Raw genomic sequence first — 17,532 nt, 5'->3', positions numbered from 1 at the left:
TTTTTCTATGTTTCTAAAATTTTTCATGTTAAAATATGCTATAGAATTGAAACATATAAAACGAAGGTGGCTAGGTGCTTTGTCTGGAGGATCTGACCAAGTAAACAATATGATATATATTAATGGTAATCGTCGGGGTCATTGTTTTATTACATCTGGAATTACGTTTAAAGAGTTTGCAAGTAACATCCCTTCACCGCTTCATCAAGTATTGCTTTTAAAGCATAATTTTGAGTGGACAGATTTTCATTATCATACTTTATTTGAATATGTTGAGGAAGAAAACATACATAAACTCATTCAAGCAGAGATTGATGAATTTGATGAATTTTGTTGGGTAGATTTCGATGATGCAAGCGATTTAGATGAGTTAGAGCCAAAAGAAATTGCAGAATTATTATATTTGGCTCACAAAAAAGAACCACTTGGAAGAACGTTCTTCCCATTGTTGAAGAATAGATTCGTTTATTTTTCACATGATGACGGTTGGTACAACAAAGTGTATTACCGTAGAATCGGTGATTTTGTAGGAATGCTGAGTAAAGTGATTCCATATAAACTCGGTTCGTTTGGAAAGAAACGTTTTACTTTCTTCCAAAAATCAAAAATTTTCCCAGCAATTTCAAAGGAAGTTATCCTTGGGCTTATGCCGTTAATGGAAGATGGGTTATACATTGATTTAGCGGGGAAAATTGAGTCGAGAAGAGGTCTTGAAATTCCGGTATATGTAGTAGGATCATTCGAAAGTACGGATGAGGTACTAGATAATATCGATGAATTGAAAGCGGAAGCAACAGAAACGGGTTGGCTCATTTTTGATAAGAAAGAACAAGAGTGGCAATGGGTTGTAGACTAAGAAAACTTGGCGCATGAAGTCAAGTTTTCTTGTCTTTTGAAAGGAGAACAAATGAAGAAATATTATACAATTGTGGGTATTGTAAGTATTATTCTCGTGGCAATATTACTTATAACTTGTCCGAAAGAATCAGATTTTAAATTGTATTTAGAGGATAAGTATGCATTAAAATGTGACGAGAGTAGCTTTGAATGCACGCAAAATGTAGATGGAAAAAAAGAGAAATTGCAGTTTGAAAGTATTGATGCACGAAATGGTGTTTTCTTTATGACTGTAAAGCAAACGTATAAAACAGAAGCTGGTGTTATGAAAGAATATAGCGGAGTAGGTATATTCGGTACATTTCTTTTTGTTTCAGAGAAGACTTTCTAGTAATAGAAGGTCTTTTTTTTATGCTTATGTTCATATAGATGAAGTAAGACAAGCATAGGAGGGGTATTGATGAAGAAGGGATGTATCGTTTGTGGTGGTGAGGAGTTTTTTTCTTCAACATTATATGCACGTACGAAACAAGATTGGGCATATGCGCCAAACATGTACCGATTTGAAAAGGTGTTTATTGAGCATAGAGATGAAGAAAATTATCCGGTTTTTCAAGAAATTACAGCGAAGCATTGTTGTGGATGTGGTCATATCATGTTGTATCATGAATGAACACACCAAGTATAACTTGGTGTGTTTTTTTAAAATGCTGATAAAGCAAGCGGATATAGTAAAGTGAATAAAACAGAAAAACTGCCAAAACCAATTGCGGTATATCCAAGTGTTCTCGCCCCAAAATTGACAGCTAACAAGCCAACTAAAATAGCAAGGGAGCCGAGTGTAACAGGATAAAAAGCAATGGAGAATAACGAAAGAAATAATGCGACATAGCCTATCATTGCACCGGTGTTTGTACCTTCTATTTCATTTGCAATTTCTTTGCGCTCATGTCTAATCGGAATACCAGCTGGAGATATTTCAGCTGCATACTCTTCGTTTTTTTCACCACTTTTAAAATGATGATTTCTCTTTCTTCGCATGTACATCCCTCTCTTTCAATTGGGTGTATCTATAGTATCTTTCATAAGAAGCAGAACATGAGTATGAGTTAAACCCAAGTAAAGCAAAAATTGGAGAAAATAGATTCCGTTGTTATCCTGTTTATCCCGCTATTTGCCGTGCAGTAAGACCCCCACCTCAAAATTCGGCTGGAGCAAAGAAGTTAGATGGGAGTCGGGCTGCCCGTAAAAGCCCGATTGGTTCAAATAATAATCAGTGGCGGACGAACAAACACCCCCACTGATTAAAGTTTCACTTTATCTCCTTATGAAGATAAACAGGGATTTTGGAACATGATGTAGAATGAAATGAATGATAATACGTGAAGGTAGGGGAATGTATGGCGAAGTTTAATTGGCATGAATCGGCAGAGAAAAAATGGGATAACAATGCAGAGTTTTGGAATCAAAATAGTCAAGAAATGTGGGATAGCGGGAGCAGGAGTACAATCATTCCATTTTTTGAGCAGTACGTGGAAAAGGAAGTACAAGTTTTAGATGTTGGCTGTGGTGATGGGTATGGTACATATAAATTAAGTCTTACTGGCTACAAAGCGGTTGGGGTGGACTTATCGGAAGTTATGATTCAAAAGGGTAAGGAGCGCGGAGAAGACCCAAACTTATCTTTTATAAAAGGTGATCTTTCTTCATTACCATTTGAAAATGAGAAATTTGAAGCAATTATGGCAATTAATTCTTTAGAATGGACCGAGGAGCCGTTGCGAGCATTAAATGAAATAAAGCGTGTTTTAAAGAAAGATGGATACGCATGTATTGCAATTTTAGGACCGACAGCAAAACCGAGAGAGAACAGTTATCCGCGCCTATATGGCAAAGACGTTGTTTGCAATACGATGATGCCTTGGGAATTTGAACAGTTAGCAAAAGAACAAGGATTTGAAGTTGTAGATGGTACCGGCGTATATAAGCGCGGAGTAAATGAGAAGATGTTAGGTCAGCTACCTACAGAGTTACAACAAGCATTAACATTTTTATGGGTATTTATGTTAAAAAACGTATGACAAAATTGAAGGGTTTTAGGAGGTAAATAAGTGCAGAAAATACAAAAAACTGATACAATATCATCAGAATCAATTAAAGGGGGACTAGGGTACATGACAACTACTACAACAGTTAAATCTGATATTGAAATCGCACAAGAAGCAAGTATGAAGAAGATTCAAGAAATTGCAGCTAATTTAAATATTTTAGAAGAAGAACTAGAGCCATACGGACACTATAAAGGCAAGTTATCTCTTGATATTTTTAAGCGTTTACAAGATGAGAAAGACGGTAAAGTTGTTTTAGTAACAGCAATTAACCCAACTCCAGCAGGAGAAGGTAAATCAACAGTAACAGTTGGTTTAGGTCAAGCTTTTAATAAAATTGGTAAGAAAACAGTAATTGCACTCCGCGAACCATCTCTTGGACCAACAATGGGATTAAAAGGCGGAGCAGCAGGTGGCGGTTATTCTCAAGTAGTACCAATGGAAGATATTAACCTTCACTTTACTGGAGATATTCATGCGATTACAACTGCCAATAACGCATTAGCAGCGTTCATTGATAATCATATCCAACAAGGAAACACACTTGGAATTGATACGCGTAAAATCGTTTGGAAACGCTGTGTTGACTTAAATGATCGTGCCCTTCGTAATGTAGTAATTGGCCTTGGTGGACCGGTTCAAGGCGTACCGCGTGAAGACGGTTTTGATATTACAGTAGCATCTGAAATTATGGCCGTATTCTGCCTTGCAACAGATATTCAAGATTTAAAAGCTCGTCTATCTCGCATTGTTGTCGCTTATAATTTTTCAAATCAACCTGTAACAGTTAAAGATTTAGGCGTAGAAGGTGCGTTAACGCTTCTATTAAAAGATGCATTAAAACCGAACTTAGTACAAACATTAGAAAATACACCAGCTATCATTCATGGCGGACCATTTGCGAATATCGCTCACGGTTGTAACAGTGTTATCGCTACGACAATGGCAGCAAAATTAGGTGATTATGTTATTACAGAAGCTGGATTCGGTGCAGATTTAGGTGCCGAGAAATTTTTAGATATTAAAGTACGTGCAGCTGGTATTAAACCAGAAGCGGTAGTTATTGTTGCGACTATTCGTGCGCTTAAAATGCACGGTGGTGTGGCGAGAGATCAATTAAAAGAAGAAAATGTAGATGCGTTAGCAAAAGGTATGGAGAACTTACAGAAGCATGTTGAAACAATTCAAAGCTTCGGTGTTCCTTTCGTAATTGCCATTAACAAATTCATTACTGATACAGATGCAGAAGTTGCATACTTACAAGAATGGTGCAATGAGCGTGGCTATGCAGTATCCTTAACGGAAGTTTGGGAGAAAGGCGGCCAAGGCGGAGTTGACCTTGCTGAGAAAGTGTTAAAAGAAATTGAAAAAGGTGAAAACAACTACGCACCACTTTATGAATTAGAATTACCATTAGAAGAAAAAATCCGTACAATTGCTCAAAAAGTGTACGGCGCAAAAGATATTGAATTTGCTCCGAAAGCACGTAAGCAATTAGCTCAATATGAAGGAGAAGGTTGGAGTAACCTACCGATTTGTATGGCGAAAACACAATACTCTCTTTCAGATGATGCAACAAAATTAGGTCGCCCATCTGACTTTATCGTTACAATTCGTGAATTAAAACCATCTATCGGTGCAGGGTTTATCGTTGCGTTAACAGGAACAATGTTAACAATGCCAGGCCTTCCTAAACAACCAGCAGCACTACAAATGGATGTAAATGAAGATGGAAAAGCAGTAGGTTTATTCTAAAAGGTTGTAATTCATCTCGTTTATCTGTAAACTATATATACATCAAGTGGCGCCTTTCCATCGAAAGGCGCCTGTTTTTTGGAGGAAATTATGTTTGATCCAACTGCTTTTGAAAATTTAAAGGTAATTGTGGAAGGAGCTGTCTATGATTTCGATTTACACGGTGATATTCTCGTAACGGATCGAAAAGATGTGATGGACCTTGCTTCATTAAGTCGTATGTATAGTATTTCATTTCAACTAACAGAAACATTTAAAACGATGGTAGAGGCGACATTTTCACTATCTGTTGATGCAAAGAATTTATCAGGTGAAATATTAGAAGTACCTCAGTTTATACCAGGTTGTGAAATGAAGCTGGAATTTTCGTTCGAAATGGAGCAACCAGAGATAGGATGCGAAGAAATTGAAACTTTATTGCATTCTATATGGGGAAAAGAGCGAATGATTACGCAAAAAATTTCATACGAATATAATAAGCAAGCGATTTCATATCATAATAAGGTAGAGGTTCTATTTCAAAAATCGATTACAGAAGACCATGTTGATGATTTAATAGCTGTTATTTCACACATGATAGAAACGGTGCGAACAATACAACATTTTCTTCAAAAATAGAGATAAAGGAGAAAAACAAATGATAAAAGATATGCAACCATTTTTACAACAAGCTTGGGAGAAGGCTGGTTTTAAAGAATTTACTGAAATTCAAAAACAAGCGATTCCAACTATTTTAGAAGGACAAGACGTTATTGCTGAATCTCCAACTGGAACAGGAAAAACATTAGCGTACTTATTACCACTTTTACATAAAATTAATCCTGAAGTTAAACAACCTCAAGTTGTAATTTTAGCGCCAACTCGTGAACTTGTTATGCAAATTCATGAAGAGGTTCAAAAGTTTACAGCAGGAACGGATATTTCAGGTGCGTCTTTAATTGGTGGTGCGGATATTAAGCGCCAAGTTGAAAAATTAAAGAAACATCCGAGAGTTATTGTCGGTTCACCAGGACGTATTTTAGAGTTGATTCGCATGAAAAAATTAAAGATGCATGAAGTGAAAACGATTGTATTTGATGAGTTTGATCAAATTGTAAAACAAAAGATGATGGGTGCTGTACTTGATGTAATTAAATCAACGATGCGCGATCGTCAATTAGTATTCTGCTCGGCGACAATAACGAAAGCTGCAGAAGATGCGGCACGTGATTTGACAGTTGAACCACAATTAGTACGTGTAACACGTTCAGAGGCACAGAGCCTAGTTGAACATACGTATATCGTTTGTGAACGTCGTGAAAAAAATGATTATATTAGAAGAGTTATGCATATGGGAAATGTAAAAGCAGTTGCCTTCTTAAATGATCCATTCCGTTTAGATGAAATTACTCAAAAACTGAAATTCCGTAAAATGAAAGCGGCAGCTCTTCATGCAGAGGCAAGCAAACAAGAGCGTGAAGTAACGATGCGCGCGTTCCGTAGCGGGAAATTAGAAATATTACTTGCTACTGATATTGCAGCACGTGGATTAGATATCGATGATTTAACACACGTAATCCACTTAGAGTTACCAGACACAGTAGACCAATATATTCACCGCTCAGGACGTACTGGACGTATGGGTAAAGAAGGAACAGTTGTTTCTCTTGTAACAGAACAAGAAGAGCGTAAATTACTTCAATTTGCGAAAAAATTAGGTATCGTGTTTACGAAACAAGAAATGTTCAAAGGAACATTTGTAGAATCGAAACCACCAGCACCAAAGAAAAAGAAACCAGCTTTTACTGGTAAGAAAAAGCCTAGATAAATAATGAGAAAGACGTAACTATGCCTACTGGTAAATTGTTTAACTTTGCTGATAGTGAAGGGAATTACTTTGCAGTAATGGGAAAAAATAAATAATTATATAGTTATGTGAAAATCCCCCTCGTAAATAATGAGGGGGATTAAATATTTGAAGTCAATTTTTTATTAACGAGTTGTTCTATAAAAAATGTTCCTTTTTCAATTGCAGTCTCAATATAACCAACGATTTGATCAAATGAAAACACTTGTAAGTTTTCGTGCAAGTGTTGCTCAGGGTATAGCATATCTTCAAAAATATATTGCCGAAAAGCTAAAACATTCTTTCTAGAAATCTCCTCTATATTCACAATGTTAGCCTCTTGATTAAGTAGGGCGAAGAGCTGCTGTTCTTTATCGTAATGATGCAACAATTGTGCGTTCAATAATTTAAAATCGTTATAGTACATAGGTACGATAGTTTCGTCGTTTTCTATTCTGTTTTTAAGCCAAGGTAGAAAAAAGCCGCTTAGCCAATTATCATCGGCAATGAGGTGGGTATAATAACCTAAAATATAAGGGGAATCCAGATGATCTTCGTATTTATGAATAAATGAATCATAATCTATTCTTCTCGTATAGTTCTTCGTTGTACCAGCGTAAAAATGTGAAGTTCCTTTTTCTTTTTTTGAATGAACAGCATCAGGAGCTACACCACCAAGTAAGAAAGAAGTTTTATCTTGAATAGAAAGTTTCTCAGCAATACCGCTCGCGATAATGATATGCATAATTCGTGATCCCATGAATAACACCTCTATTTCATGTATTCATTTTAGGGAGCTGTCTGAACGTGTAGTATTACTTTCCCTGTACTTTGTCTACTTTCGACCCATTCATGTGCTTTCCCTGCATCTTGAAGGGGAAAAGATTTCGTAGCCTTAATTTGTAAACTTCCATCGCGTAAATAACGGAAAACTTCATTCGCAGTTTCTTGAAGCAATTCAGGACGTTTTTTCCGTGTAGTGCCAAAGCTGAAGCCGAGTATAGAACGGCAACTTGCGTGTAAATCTTTCGTTTGAAAACTACCAACTTCTCCGCTAGCATTGCCGAAATGGACGAGGCGACCGTAATAAGCAAGGCAGTTTAAACTTCTTTCAGAAACAGTTCCAGAAATAGAATCTAAAACAATATTAACGCCTTCTCCGTGTGTAAGCTGATTTACCCTCTCTACAAAATCTTCATCTTGATGACAAATAACATAATCAGCGCCAGCATCTAAAGCAATTTTTCTTTTTGCTTCACTTCCGACAGTCCCGATTACTTTTTTAGCCCCTAATAATTTTGCGAGTTGAATCGCGGTAGTACCAATTCCTCCAGCAGCTGCATGAATTAGAACAGATTCACCTTGTTGAATCCTTGCAACATTTGCGAGTAAATTATAGCTTGTAAAAGATACGATAGGGCAAGCGGCTGCAGTTTGGAAATTAACTTCATCAGGTAATACAAAAGTAAGATTTTCGTTCGCGACAACATATTCAGCGTAAGAGCCATTTTGAGGAAAAGTAATGACACGCTGGCCAGGATGAATGTTTTTTACATGAGAGCCTACGTGTTCTACAATACCAGCTGCATCTATCCCTGGAATAAAAGGTAAGGATTTGTTTCCTTTTTTGCCATAACGTGATTTAATATCGGCGAAATTAACACTAGTAGCAACAACGCGAATTAAAACTTGATTATCTGAAATTGTAGGAATATCCATGTCCGTATATTTCAACACTTCAGGACCACCGAATGAAGTTACAACGATAGCTTTCATATACATCCTCCTAAATTTGACTATATATATTATTTTAAATCTTCATTAGGAATTGGAAAATTATATAATTGTTATGCAGGGTTATAAGTGAAGCTTATGAAGTTATTGCATCATTATATTAATTTATTTGAAAAAACTTTGAAAGAAATCGAACGAAATATCGTTTTCTTGCCAATATATAGTGTAGGACAAAGGAGGGATGGTACATGAAGGGTGAAACAGTGTATACAGATTTAATCCAATTAACTTTATCAGGCAATAAAGAAGCATATAGCGAATTGTATGATAAAACGATTCAAGAAGTATATAAGACAGCACATTTTTTAATAGAAGATAAAACGGATGTAGATGATATCGTTCAGGAAATATACATACAACTATATGAATCGCTTCGTAAATATGATAGCGAGAAGCCATTTCGTCCTTGGCTAATTGGACTTGCAATTAAACAAATTCATTCTTATAGAAGAAAGAGGTGGATGCGATTACGAATTATAAAAAAAGCAGAAGAGCAAAGAAAACCAGTACAAATTGATTTTTCTAGCGATGTTGTAAGTAAAATATCAAATCAAAAATTAATCGAACTCATTCATAAGTTACCGTATAAATTGAAACAAGTTATTATCTTAAGATACTTACACGATTACTCTCAAGAAGAAGTAGCACAAATATTACATATTCCAATCGGTACAGTGAAGTCTAGAATTCATGCGGCATTAAAGAAACTACGTCAAAAAGAGCAAGTAGAAGAAATCTTTTTAGGAGAGGTAGGGAATGTGAAATGAGCTTAGATTGTAGAGTTAGAGAATCTATACAAGAAGAAGCGAAGGGGATTATTGCCCCGCCGGAGTTAAAAGAAAAAGTAATTGTTCAGATTAAAATGAAGCGAGGGGGGAACAAAAGGAAGAAGCGCCTTATTGCAGGAGTAATTGCAGCAGCATTTTTAATCCCGACGACTGGTTTTGCTTACCAATCTATTATGGCGGATGGTATATACGGATCTTTTGAGAACTTAAAAAAACATGCCGAAGCTATAACATTAGAAGGATACATGCGTTTTAATGCAAAGTTATCACAAGCGAAAGACGAAATGGGTGCGAAGGAATATGAAGAGTTTACAAAAGAACTAAAGAAATTAACAAATGCAAAGCTTGAGTACGGGGATTCGAACGGTAATATTGATTATGATCAATTATCACCAGCTAAAAAAGAGGAAATGAAAAAGGTAGAAATGGAACTTCAGCCGTATTTTGATAAATTAAATGGCCATAAATCTAGTAAAGAAGTATTAACTTCAGAAGAGTATGAACAATATATGGAAGCGTTAATGTCATATCAAACTGTATTAGTAAAAGCGAAATCGAGTGGTGGGATAACAGTAGAAGAAGTACCTGAAGCGTATAAAGAAAGATTTATTAAAGCAGAACAGTTTATGGAGTATGTAGATGAAAAGGTGAGATAAGTAAAAAAGCTCATAGCTTAAGCTGTGAGCTTTTCTTATTGAAACGTAAATATATTAACCACATATTCCTTTTGCTAGCAATAAGAAATATACAAATATTAGTATGACTCCATTTAATGTCGTACCAACTATTTTAAATAGCCAATTCTTTGATGCGATCGCAAAAATAATACCGAGTAATGAAAGAATACTTAGAAGCACAATAATTAATGTTAAATTTGCATTAGGTCCTCTTAAAACAAAGAAAGAACATATACTTGTGATAAACGTTAGAAACGAGAAAGTCCCTAATTTCATAATAAGTCTCCCTTGTTTGAAATGTATTTTGATTTAGTGCACGACTTTCTTTAGTTTAACATAAATTTCCTATTACCAATTAAATATATGAACAATAAAAAACGAGTATAAAATCTATGCGATTTCACACTCGTTTTGTTATTACTTAAATTTCCTTACCGCATGTATAGCAACTCTTACAAGGAGTATTGCACTTATAAATAAACCACCATAACCAACGACACTTAAAAATTGAACATTAGGTTCTTTTGCATACAAGTTAGGGGCAGAATTATCTTGATTTGCTTAATAAAGTGAAAGTGGGAAATCACTTAGTTATATTCCTTACTATTCTCCTTGTCTTTTTGTATAAAACAATCTAAAAGGGAATAACCAGCTATTAAACTAATTATCGTAACAAAAGTTGTATTTATAAGAATAATATTAGCTAAATAAGGTAGGTATGCACCAACTGGTGAAAAGAGTAGAGCTGGAGAAAAGGAAATGAATAGCGTAGGCAACGTAATCGCGATAAATTTATCCGGTTGAAAGCTCCAGTTTTGTTTACTCGTTTCGCGATTAATGGATTGTAGGAATCGTAATAAAATGCCGACCAAAAGAGGGAAGAGTGTAAAGTAGAATAATCTTGGATAGACGTTAAAGTTCACTTGCGCATCTGTATCTAAATAAAATTGAATTTTAACACCTACAACTAATAATAAGATGATAAATAATGTAAAGCAGAGATATAGCATCACTTTTTGCATTGCATTCCACCATCCTTTATTCAAAATATATTCAAAGAAAAAAGAGATATACAATAACTACTGTTGTATATCTCTTCTTTTACGGTTATTTAATAGTGGAGTTTGCTTTTTCTTGCTTCGTGAAATAATCTATAATGCCCATCGCACTAATTTCTATATCTAGATGTAGAATGTTATAAACGGAATGATCTGATGGAACGTTTACCTTTGTAAGGTGAGAAGAGATCTTATCCATTAATATAGTTTGTAAAGCTTTAGTCGCTTCATCGAAATCATTATACTGTTCAAAGACCTCTTTACCAGTATGAACGAAAATAGGTAACCAATGTTCCAGTTGGTTATATACTTCTGTAACATTGGATGATGCACCGTAATGGCCGAAATAAATAGTATCTACATTCATACTTTGAATATGATTTTTAGAAGCAATCATCGCATCTGGTTGGAATTGTGAAGGGGACGTTGATGGTAGATATAGTTCTAAACCAAGGTCTGCGAGTCCTCTATAGTAAATTCCTATTGTATCGCCAGTAAAAATGCCGTTTGTTAATGAATCGTGAATGCTAATATGGTGCTTAGCATGTCCCGGTGTATCATAAAACGTCAGGATGCGTTCTTCTGCAATCTGTAATGTATCACCATTTTGTACAATATGAACACGTTCTTCTTCTATAGGAAGAATTGGATCAAATAGTTTATCGAAATCTTCTTTGTATACAGCTTTTGCGCCTAAAATGAGTTTTGTTGGATCAATCATATGACGAGCACCGCGAGAATGCACATATAAAGTAGCATTGGGACACTTTTCCATCATTAAACCAGCAGCCCCGGCGTGATCTAAATGAACATGTGTAACAACAATGTTTTTTACATCGTTTAAATTAATATGTAATTGCTGTAAGCCGTCTAAAATATAGGGAAGAGAAGGGGCCGCACAAGTTTCAATTAAAGTAATATCGTCACCTAATAAAACGTATGTACCGGTGCGTTCATCATGTTGTAAGTCATAATCATCAATAAGATATAGATGAGAAGATAGTTGTTCTACTTTTTTCATACTTACCACTCCTTATATACGGTATGTATCTATTATACGCTAAAAATAGAAAAAGACAGAAAACGAAAGCTCGTCTTCTGCCCTTTTGTAATGTAGTTATCCCGCTATTCGCCGGGCAGTAAGACCCCCACCTCAAAATGCAGCGAAAGCAAAGAAGTTAGGTGGGGATCAACTGCCCGTAAAAGCCCGATTGGTGAGGGCTGATAATCGGTGGGGATGAAGAAAACCCCCACTGATTAAAGTTTCACTTTATCTCGTTTGTTCTTTATTGATAGACATAACGAACAGTCCAACAATGCCACCAACGATCGGAAGCATAATTTCTCCTGCTAAATTAAAGTAGGAGCTTAAAAATAAACCATTTACATCGATTACCCAGCCAATAACATACAATAACATCATATATAGTACGAAATAAAACTCGCGATTTGAAATCGTTTCATGTTGTGCAGTTTTCATAATGAACACCATCCTTTTCTATTATAATGGAAATATAAACTGTCACACTTTGTTCACAAATTAATTGTAAAACTTTCCATCATAAAAGTCTAGTATATTGTGTCGAATTTTCGAACGAAAATAAAGCGCTATCATTCTGGTATGTGAGTACGTAATAAGAGCTGTATATTCACGAATGTAGTATAGTATAAACATAGAATGATAGTGATGAGAGGGGTCGGAACAATGACAGTTTATGATTTTTCAGCTAAAACAATAACAGGAGAAGATAAATCGTTAAAAGATTACGAAGGAAAAGCACTTCTTATTGTAAATGTAGCTAGCAAATGTGGTTTTACACCGCAATATAAAGGATTACAAGAAGTATATGATAAATATAAAGACCGAGGACTAGAAATACTCGGTTTCCCTTGTAATCAATTTGGGGGACAAGAACCAGGCACAGAAGCTGATATTACTAGTTTTTGTGAATTGAACTACGGTGTAAACTTCCCGATGTTTGCAAAGGTTGATGTGAAAGGTGATAAAGCTCATCCACTATATACATACATGACAGAACAAGCACCAGGTTTACTCGGTATGAAAGCAGTAAAATGGAACTTTACTAAGTTTCTAATCGGAAAAGACGGGAAAGTAGTAGGGCGTTTTGCGCCGCAGACGAAGCCGGTGGATTTAGAGGTTGAGATTGAGAAGGTGCTTGGGGAATAATTAGGAGTTGGCTATCTTTTATTATGTTTACTAAAAAACACCTCAAAGAACAAAGTAGCTCTTTGAGGTGTTTTCTTTAAACTCACATTATCAAGATTAAATCACTCTATCGTAGTCGTTTGATTTAGGCAGAGAAGCTGCTTTTTTCATAAGCACTTCCCATAAGTGTACGGATGTCTTCCATTCGGCTGCGGCCTGTTCCTTTTGATACATAGCGTTCTCATAACTGAAAGTAAGTTGTTGCATATCGGCCGAGTTATAAAGTGTATCGATGTGGAGAGCGTATTCTCGGAATGTTTGACTTTCACCCCGTGGTATGCCGATTCTCGCAAATTGGTTTAAAAGTGTACCGTAAGCTTTTTGATAAACAGCATCATCTTTTCGGTATTTATAGAAAAGAATAATAAAAAATGTAATCCATTTCATTCTAGTGGTGAAGAGAATGTATCCGGTGATACTAATCGGTATCGTAGAGAGGAATACGTACCACCAAGAAAAATCATTTTTGGAATTTGTGATCTTTTTAGTAGAGGCTTCTTCTGTATTTTCTATTAAACTTTTGAGCTTTGCTTCATTGTTCCGTTGGTGTATTGGCTCGTTATTAGAATTATTTACTTCGTTATTTTGTGAAGTAGAAGCAGGAGTATTATTTGTAAAATTATAGGGATTGGTAAATCCTTTTGTTGGTTCGAATGGAATCCATCCGTATCCTGGGAAATATACTTCGACCCAAGAGTGTGCGTTATTGTTCGCGATTGTATAAACATTCTCACTTTCTGCAGAGGCAAGTGTATTCTCCAGAGTTCCTTCTGTAAATCCTTTTACCCAGCGAGCAGGAATCCCAGCAGAACGAAGTAACACAATCATAGATGTCGAAAAATTATTGCAGTAACCGCTTTTTGTATCGAAAAGGAATTGATCTACATAGTCTTGGTTTTTGGCAGGGTATAAGACATTCATTGTTTCGTATACAAAAGAATTGTCTGTAAAGTAATTTTCAATAGCTAATACTTTATCATATCGGTTGTCTTTATCATTTGTAAGATTGACAGCCAAGTCTTTTACTCGCTGTGGTAATGATTCGGGAAGTTGCGTGTACTTTGTCATGAAATAAGGATTTGATTCTTGACCTTCATTTGTTTTTACAGCTTTCAAGTTTTCTATGGAAAACTCTGGGACCCCATATGTTACTTTATATGAATTTAAAATAGTAGAAGAATCTCCGTCCATCGTATAGATTTTTTCTGAAAAGGGGTCAACGCTGTATGATACATCAGAAGAAGCCTCAACTGATACTAATCCTGCTGGATAGGTAAGGTGAGGATAACTTTTTTGCATGGTGATTGTTGCCTCAGTTATCTCCGTTTTTGTATTTGGTTCGTACCAGCTCACGACGTCGTTTTTATTTTTAAAAGAAACTTTTTTTCGATTTTCAGAAACATCCCAACCTTTTCCTGTATAAAAATCTTTTGTTTCTACTCTCCAATATTGTTTGTTTTGCGTTTGTGCTGTAAAAATAATTGTATTATCCGGCTTAAAAGGACCGCCTAATTGCGAGTCATCTAGACCATATCCAATTTTAGAAACTTCTTGTTCTTTACTTGCTTCAGATGTGTTGAATTTTAAAAAATTCATTGGGTTTGGCCATTGAGGGCCAAATTTTGGAGCGAAGTATGCGATGGTTGCTGACAATACAATAAATATTGTAAGAGGTCTAAGTAATTTTGAGATTACTCTAGCATAATTTTGTAAGTGTTCAATCTCTTTTATTCGTTCTATTTGAAGAAGACTAAGCATAAAAAAGCCGATGACAACAGTACGAATAATAGCGTAGTTTGCATTGTATAAATGTAAGTTATGAAAAGTTGTGATATAAATAATAGTCAATACAAGAAATAACAACCCACGTTTTTTATGAATAACCCAAAAAGAGCTGAAAGAACTCAAAAACCAAAATGATAGAAAAAATAATAATGTTGGAAAAACTGGAGAAATATCTAGCAAATTCCCCTGAAAAAACAGGGAGGAATTTCGAGAAATATCAGCAAAAAAATTTGTTAGCCAAAATGGATTTATAAAAGTATTTTTATAATACAGGAAATGAATGATGAATAAGATCGTGACGATCTTTATTGGAATCTGCCACCTTGTTTGAAAAAAGAGAGAGTGAAGCAAATTCCTATAAATATTACAAAAATATCTAATCTACCTACGTTTGTAATACCTATAAGGGGTCTTAGCCATTCTAGTAAAAGTAGAAGTGCACATACATGCATGAATAATCTGCTCATATCCCATTTGTATTTTGTTCGTAATGTTATCATTTGCTCACCTCAAAAAACACGTTTGTATACCGGTTCCCATAAACCACATTTACAAATATTTTTCGTTTTTGTAGAGTTTCTAGAATACTTAGTTCTCGATGTGAGAGTTGATTTGCTTTTTCTTTCACGACAAACACCATTAATTTTCTGTTTTTTATAGCAGCAAAGTCAGCCGCCTTTTGAATATCGGGAGAAAGATCGCTTGTCACGAATATAATTGTTACGGGCTCATAAATTTTTCTTAATTCCATTTCTACACTTTGAGAGAGCGGGAATATACTGTCTGCTTGTACTCTCGCTAAATGGCAAAAGATTTGTTGTAACTGCGTATCACCATTGTCTAAAGGGAAAAAAGTTCGTTCTTTTCCGACAGACACGAATGACGCTGGTGAATTTTGCTTCAAGACAGCCCTTACAATAGAGGCGGAAAATGTTACGACTGATTCGAATAGAGGGGACTCAGTTCTGTCCATAAATATCATGATATTATGGCTGCGCTGTTGTTCAAACTCTTTCGTCATAATATTGTTTGTTCGGGCAGTTGCTTTCCAATCAATCCATGAAAAGCGGTCACCAGGTTTATAGTCTCTGACACCGACAGAGATTGTAGAGTCCTTTGCTAAATTTATATTTGCTGAAAGCGCTCCTTGTTCGAAATGATTTTCCAATTGTCGATATGTTATATCTACGTACTGGGGATAGACTAAAAATGTATCTAGAACTGAAAAAGTTACTTCTTTCTCCATCATACCGAATAGATCACCAGTTTTGACACGTACGCTTGAAAAAGTGTGCTCTCCTCTAGGGATTGTGTCAATTGCATATTGAAACGAAATATTTCGTTTCAATCCTGGAAAGAGTATTACCTTATTCACCTTCGTTTGTCTACAATTTGTAAATTGTGATGGCAGTTCATCTTCTATAATTAAATAAAGTAAGGGAAAAGGAAATCTTCTTTTTATTGTAATAGTGCTTAAAAATTGTTCTCCTGCTGCATATTCATTTTGGTTTGTTATTCGTTTTACTTCAGCGTCTCGTAAAGCGTAGAAGGGAAGTAGTAGTGAATAAAGACCAATAGGAATCGTACTGTAAAACAAAAACCAACTTACAAATCCTCCTTGAAGCATAGCGTACACAAATGTTAAGACTAGGCATAAAGGGATTAGCAATAACTTCGTAACGTGATATAGTGCTCGTAGTAGTCGTTTCATCAAAGGTTTTTCGTCCTTTGAGTCGGCACGGTAGTTCTTGCAACGATTTTGGCGATAACTTGTTCTCCTGTTATTCCTTCAAATCTTGCTTCCATTTTTAGAATGAGTCTGTGAGCTAAAACGTAAGGAGCTAAAAATTTAACATCGTCTGGAATAACATAATTTCTGCCATGGATGAATGCATAAGCTTGTGAAGCTTTCATTAAAGCGATTGAGCCGCGTGGACTTGCACCTAGCTGTATAGAACTATAAGAACGCGTCTGAGTAACAAGTTTTACAATGTAATGCTTGATTGCTTTGTCAATGCTTACTTCCCGTACGCTTTGTTGTAAATAAAGTAATTCTTTTATTGTAGTAATAGCTTGTAAATGAGAGAGTGGATTTGTTTTTTCCATCCGGTTTAAAATTTCAAATTCTTCTTCTGGTGTAGGATATCCCATTCTTAGTTTCAATAAGAAACGATCGAGCTGTGCTTCTGGTAAAGGATATGTTCCCTCATATTCGACCGGATTTTGTGTAGCCATTACAAAGAAAGGTTTTGGTAACGATCTTGTAATGCCATCTATTGTGATAGTGCCTTCTTCCATACTTTCAAGTAAGGCAGATTGTGTCTTTGGAGATGTACGATTAATTTCATCAGCAAGTACAAAATTCCCCATAATCGGTCCAGGCTTGAACTCAAATTGGAGTTCTTTTGGATTGTAAATAGAAACACCTGTTACATCTGACGGCAGTAAATCAGGTGTGAATTGAATACGCTTGTAATCGGCATCAATGGATTTAGAAAGAGCACGTACTAGCATTGTTTTCCCAACGCCAGGAACATCTTCTAATAGTACATGACCTTCAGCTAAGAGAGCTGTCAAAGCTAAGATCGTTTCTTTTCGTTTTCCGACCATTAATTTTTCAATATTGTTGATTATTCTTTCTACTATGGGATGTAATGAATCAAGCTGGGGCATCGTAA

General features: G+C 35.6%; 19 protein-coding genes and 2 pseudogenes. 11 read left to right on the top strand and 10 right to left on the bottom strand.

Features of this window, described 5'->3' with window-relative positions; genetic code table 11:
- The first annotated feature begins 79 nt into the window (after window positions 1-79).
- The 3 genes from JFU18_RS05185 to JFU18_RS05175 all read left to right on the top strand — a co-directional run bounded on the left by JFU18_RS05185 (window position 80) and on the right by JFU18_RS05175 (window position 1,510).
- Complete coding sequence (locus tag JFU18_RS05185) at window positions 80-856, top strand: hypothetical protein (RefSeq protein WP_002085994.1); 777 nt, start codon at window positions 80-82, stop codon at window positions 854-856.
- 51 nt (window positions 857-907) lie between these two features.
- Window positions 908-1,228: a hypothetical protein gene (locus JFU18_RS05180; protein ID WP_201033690.1), complete on the top strand. Its 321-nt coding sequence runs from the start codon at window positions 908-910 to the stop codon at window positions 1,226-1,228.
- Window positions 1,229-1,297: 69 nt separating this feature from the next.
- Window positions 1,298-1,510: a hypothetical protein gene (locus JFU18_RS05175; RefSeq protein ID WP_002012518.1), complete on the top strand. Its 213-nt coding sequence runs from the start codon at window positions 1,298-1,300 to the stop codon at window positions 1,508-1,510.
- Between the two features lie 29 nt (window positions 1,511-1,539).
- Here the strand turns inward: JFU18_RS05175 and JFU18_RS05170 are convergent, their stop codons facing one another.
- Window positions 1,540-1,878: a hypothetical protein gene (locus JFU18_RS05170; RefSeq protein WP_001253195.1), complete on the bottom strand. Its 339-nt coding sequence runs from the start codon at window positions 1,876-1,878 to the stop codon at window positions 1,540-1,542.
- Between the two features lie 359 nt (window positions 1,879-2,237).
- Between JFU18_RS05170 and JFU18_RS05165 the strand changes: the two genes are divergently transcribed.
- The 5 genes and pseudogenes from JFU18_RS05165 to JFU18_RS05145 all read left to right on the top strand — a co-directional run.
- On the top strand, window positions 2,238-2,918 hold the full coding sequence (locus JFU18_RS05165) for a class I SAM-dependent methyltransferase (RefSeq protein WP_002085991.1): 681 nt from the start codon (window positions 2,238-2,240) through the stop codon (window positions 2,916-2,918).
- Between the two features lie 93 nt (window positions 2,919-3,011).
- A complete protein-coding gene (locus tag JFU18_RS05160; RefSeq protein ID WP_207192197.1) occupies window positions 3,012-4,700 on the top strand; it encodes a formate--tetrahydrofolate ligase in 1,689 nt (562 codons plus the stop codon).
- 90 nt (window positions 4,701-4,790) lie between these two features.
- Window positions 4,791-5,318 carry a hypothetical protein gene (locus JFU18_RS05155; protein ID WP_002065080.1) on the top strand — a complete coding sequence of 176 codons (528 nt, stop codon included), beginning with the start codon at window positions 4,791-4,793 and terminating at the stop codon, window positions 5,316-5,318.
- A gap of 19 nt (window positions 5,319-5,337) precedes the next feature.
- The gene (locus JFU18_RS05150) at window positions 5,338-6,507 is read left to right on the top strand and encodes a DEAD/DEAH box helicase (RefSeq protein ID WP_002012513.1); all 1,170 of its coding nucleotides are present in this window, start codon (window positions 5,338-5,340) and stop codon (window positions 6,505-6,507) included.
- Between the two features lie 14 nt (window positions 6,508-6,521).
- Window positions 6,522-6,602: pseudogene (locus tag JFU18_RS05145) on the top strand (VOC family protein); the annotation flags it as partial.
- A gap of 44 nt (window positions 6,603-6,646) precedes the next feature.
- Here the strand turns inward: JFU18_RS05145 and JFU18_RS05140 are convergent.
- Window positions 6,647-7,285, bottom strand: coding sequence for a zinc dependent phospholipase C family protein (locus tag JFU18_RS05140; protein ID WP_085310711.1), 639 nt, complete (start codon window positions 7,283-7,285; stop codon window positions 6,647-6,649).
- A gap of 29 nt (window positions 7,286-7,314) precedes the next feature.
- On the bottom strand, window positions 7,315-8,301 hold the full coding sequence (locus JFU18_RS05135) for a quinone oxidoreductase family protein (RefSeq protein ID WP_002141439.1): 987 nt from the start codon (window positions 8,299-8,301) through the stop codon (window positions 7,315-7,317).
- Window positions 8,302-8,507: 206 nt separating this feature from the next.
- Here JFU18_RS05135 and JFU18_RS05130 point away from each other — a divergent pair, with 206 nt between their 5' ends.
- On the top strand, window positions 8,508-9,086 hold the full coding sequence (locus tag JFU18_RS05130) for a sigma-70 family RNA polymerase sigma factor (RefSeq protein WP_085310713.1): 579 nt from the start codon (window positions 8,508-8,510) through the stop codon (window positions 9,084-9,086).
- Window positions 9,083-9,763, top strand: a complete 681-nt coding sequence (locus tag JFU18_RS05125) for a DUF3600 domain-containing protein (protein WP_201033692.1) — start codon at window positions 9,083-9,085, stop codon at window positions 9,761-9,763. Before JFU18_RS05130 ends, JFU18_RS05125 begins: the two co-directional genes overlap by 4 nt.
- Before the next feature lie 54 nt (window positions 9,764-9,817).
- Here JFU18_RS05125 and JFU18_RS05120 read toward each other — a convergent pair whose 3' ends face one another.
- From JFU18_RS05120 to JFU18_RS05100, 4 genes are all read right to left on the bottom strand, one after another.
- The gene (locus JFU18_RS05120; protein ID WP_201033693.1) at window positions 9,818-10,060 is read right to left on the bottom strand and encodes a hypothetical protein; all 243 of its coding nucleotides are present in this window, start codon (window positions 10,058-10,060) and stop codon (window positions 9,818-9,820) included.
- 311 nt (window positions 10,061-10,371) lie between these two features.
- On the bottom strand, window positions 10,372-10,806 hold the full coding sequence (locus JFU18_RS05110) for a hypothetical protein (protein ID WP_201050283.1): 435 nt from the start codon (window positions 10,804-10,806) through the stop codon (window positions 10,372-10,374).
- A gap of 85 nt (window positions 10,807-10,891) precedes the next feature.
- Entirely contained in the window at window positions 10,892-11,863 is a 972-nt protein-coding gene (locus JFU18_RS05105) for an MBL fold metallo-hydrolase (RefSeq protein ID WP_201033695.1), read from the bottom strand.
- 249 nt (window positions 11,864-12,112) lie between these two features.
- Window positions 12,113-12,322, bottom strand: a complete 210-nt coding sequence (locus JFU18_RS05100; RefSeq protein WP_000844974.1) for a DUF3925 family protein — start codon at window positions 12,320-12,322, stop codon at window positions 12,113-12,115.
- 225 nt (window positions 12,323-12,547) lie between these two features.
- On the opposite strand from JFU18_RS05100, the gene bsaA reads away from it, so the two are divergent.
- A complete protein-coding gene (gene bsaA, locus JFU18_RS05095) occupies window positions 12,548-13,030 on the top strand; it encodes a glutathione peroxidase (protein WP_201033061.1) in 483 nt (160 codons plus the stop codon).
- Window positions 13,031-13,126: 96 nt separating this feature from the next.
- On the opposite strand, the pseudogene JFU18_RS05090 reads toward bsaA, so the two are convergent.
- From JFU18_RS05090 to JFU18_RS05080, 3 genes and pseudogenes are all read right to left on the bottom strand, one after another.
- Window positions 13,127-15,354: pseudogene (locus JFU18_RS05090) on the bottom strand (transglutaminase TgpA family protein).
- The gene (locus tag JFU18_RS05085; RefSeq protein ID WP_201034587.1) at window positions 15,351-16,565 is read right to left on the bottom strand and encodes a DUF58 domain-containing protein; all 1,215 of its coding nucleotides are present in this window, start codon (window positions 16,563-16,565) and stop codon (window positions 15,351-15,353) included. The pseudogene JFU18_RS05090 and the gene JFU18_RS05085 overlap by 4 nt, the downstream one beginning before the upstream one ends.
- A complete protein-coding gene (locus tag JFU18_RS05080) occupies window positions 16,565-17,527 on the bottom strand; it encodes an AAA family ATPase (protein ID WP_201033696.1) in 963 nt (320 codons plus the stop codon). The genes JFU18_RS05085 and JFU18_RS05080 overlap by 1 nt, the downstream gene beginning before the upstream one ends.
- Between the last annotated feature and the right edge of the window lie 5 nt (window positions 17,528-17,532).

Origin of the sequence: Bacillus sp. TH22 (assembly GCF_016651015.1) — a bacterium.
GTDB classification, from domain to species: Bacteria; Bacillota; Bacilli; order Bacillales; family Bacillaceae_G; genus Bacillus_A; species Bacillus_A mycoides.
Note: the sequence above shows the minus strand (reverse complement) of the source record. Positions and strands in the feature narration are given on the sequence as shown.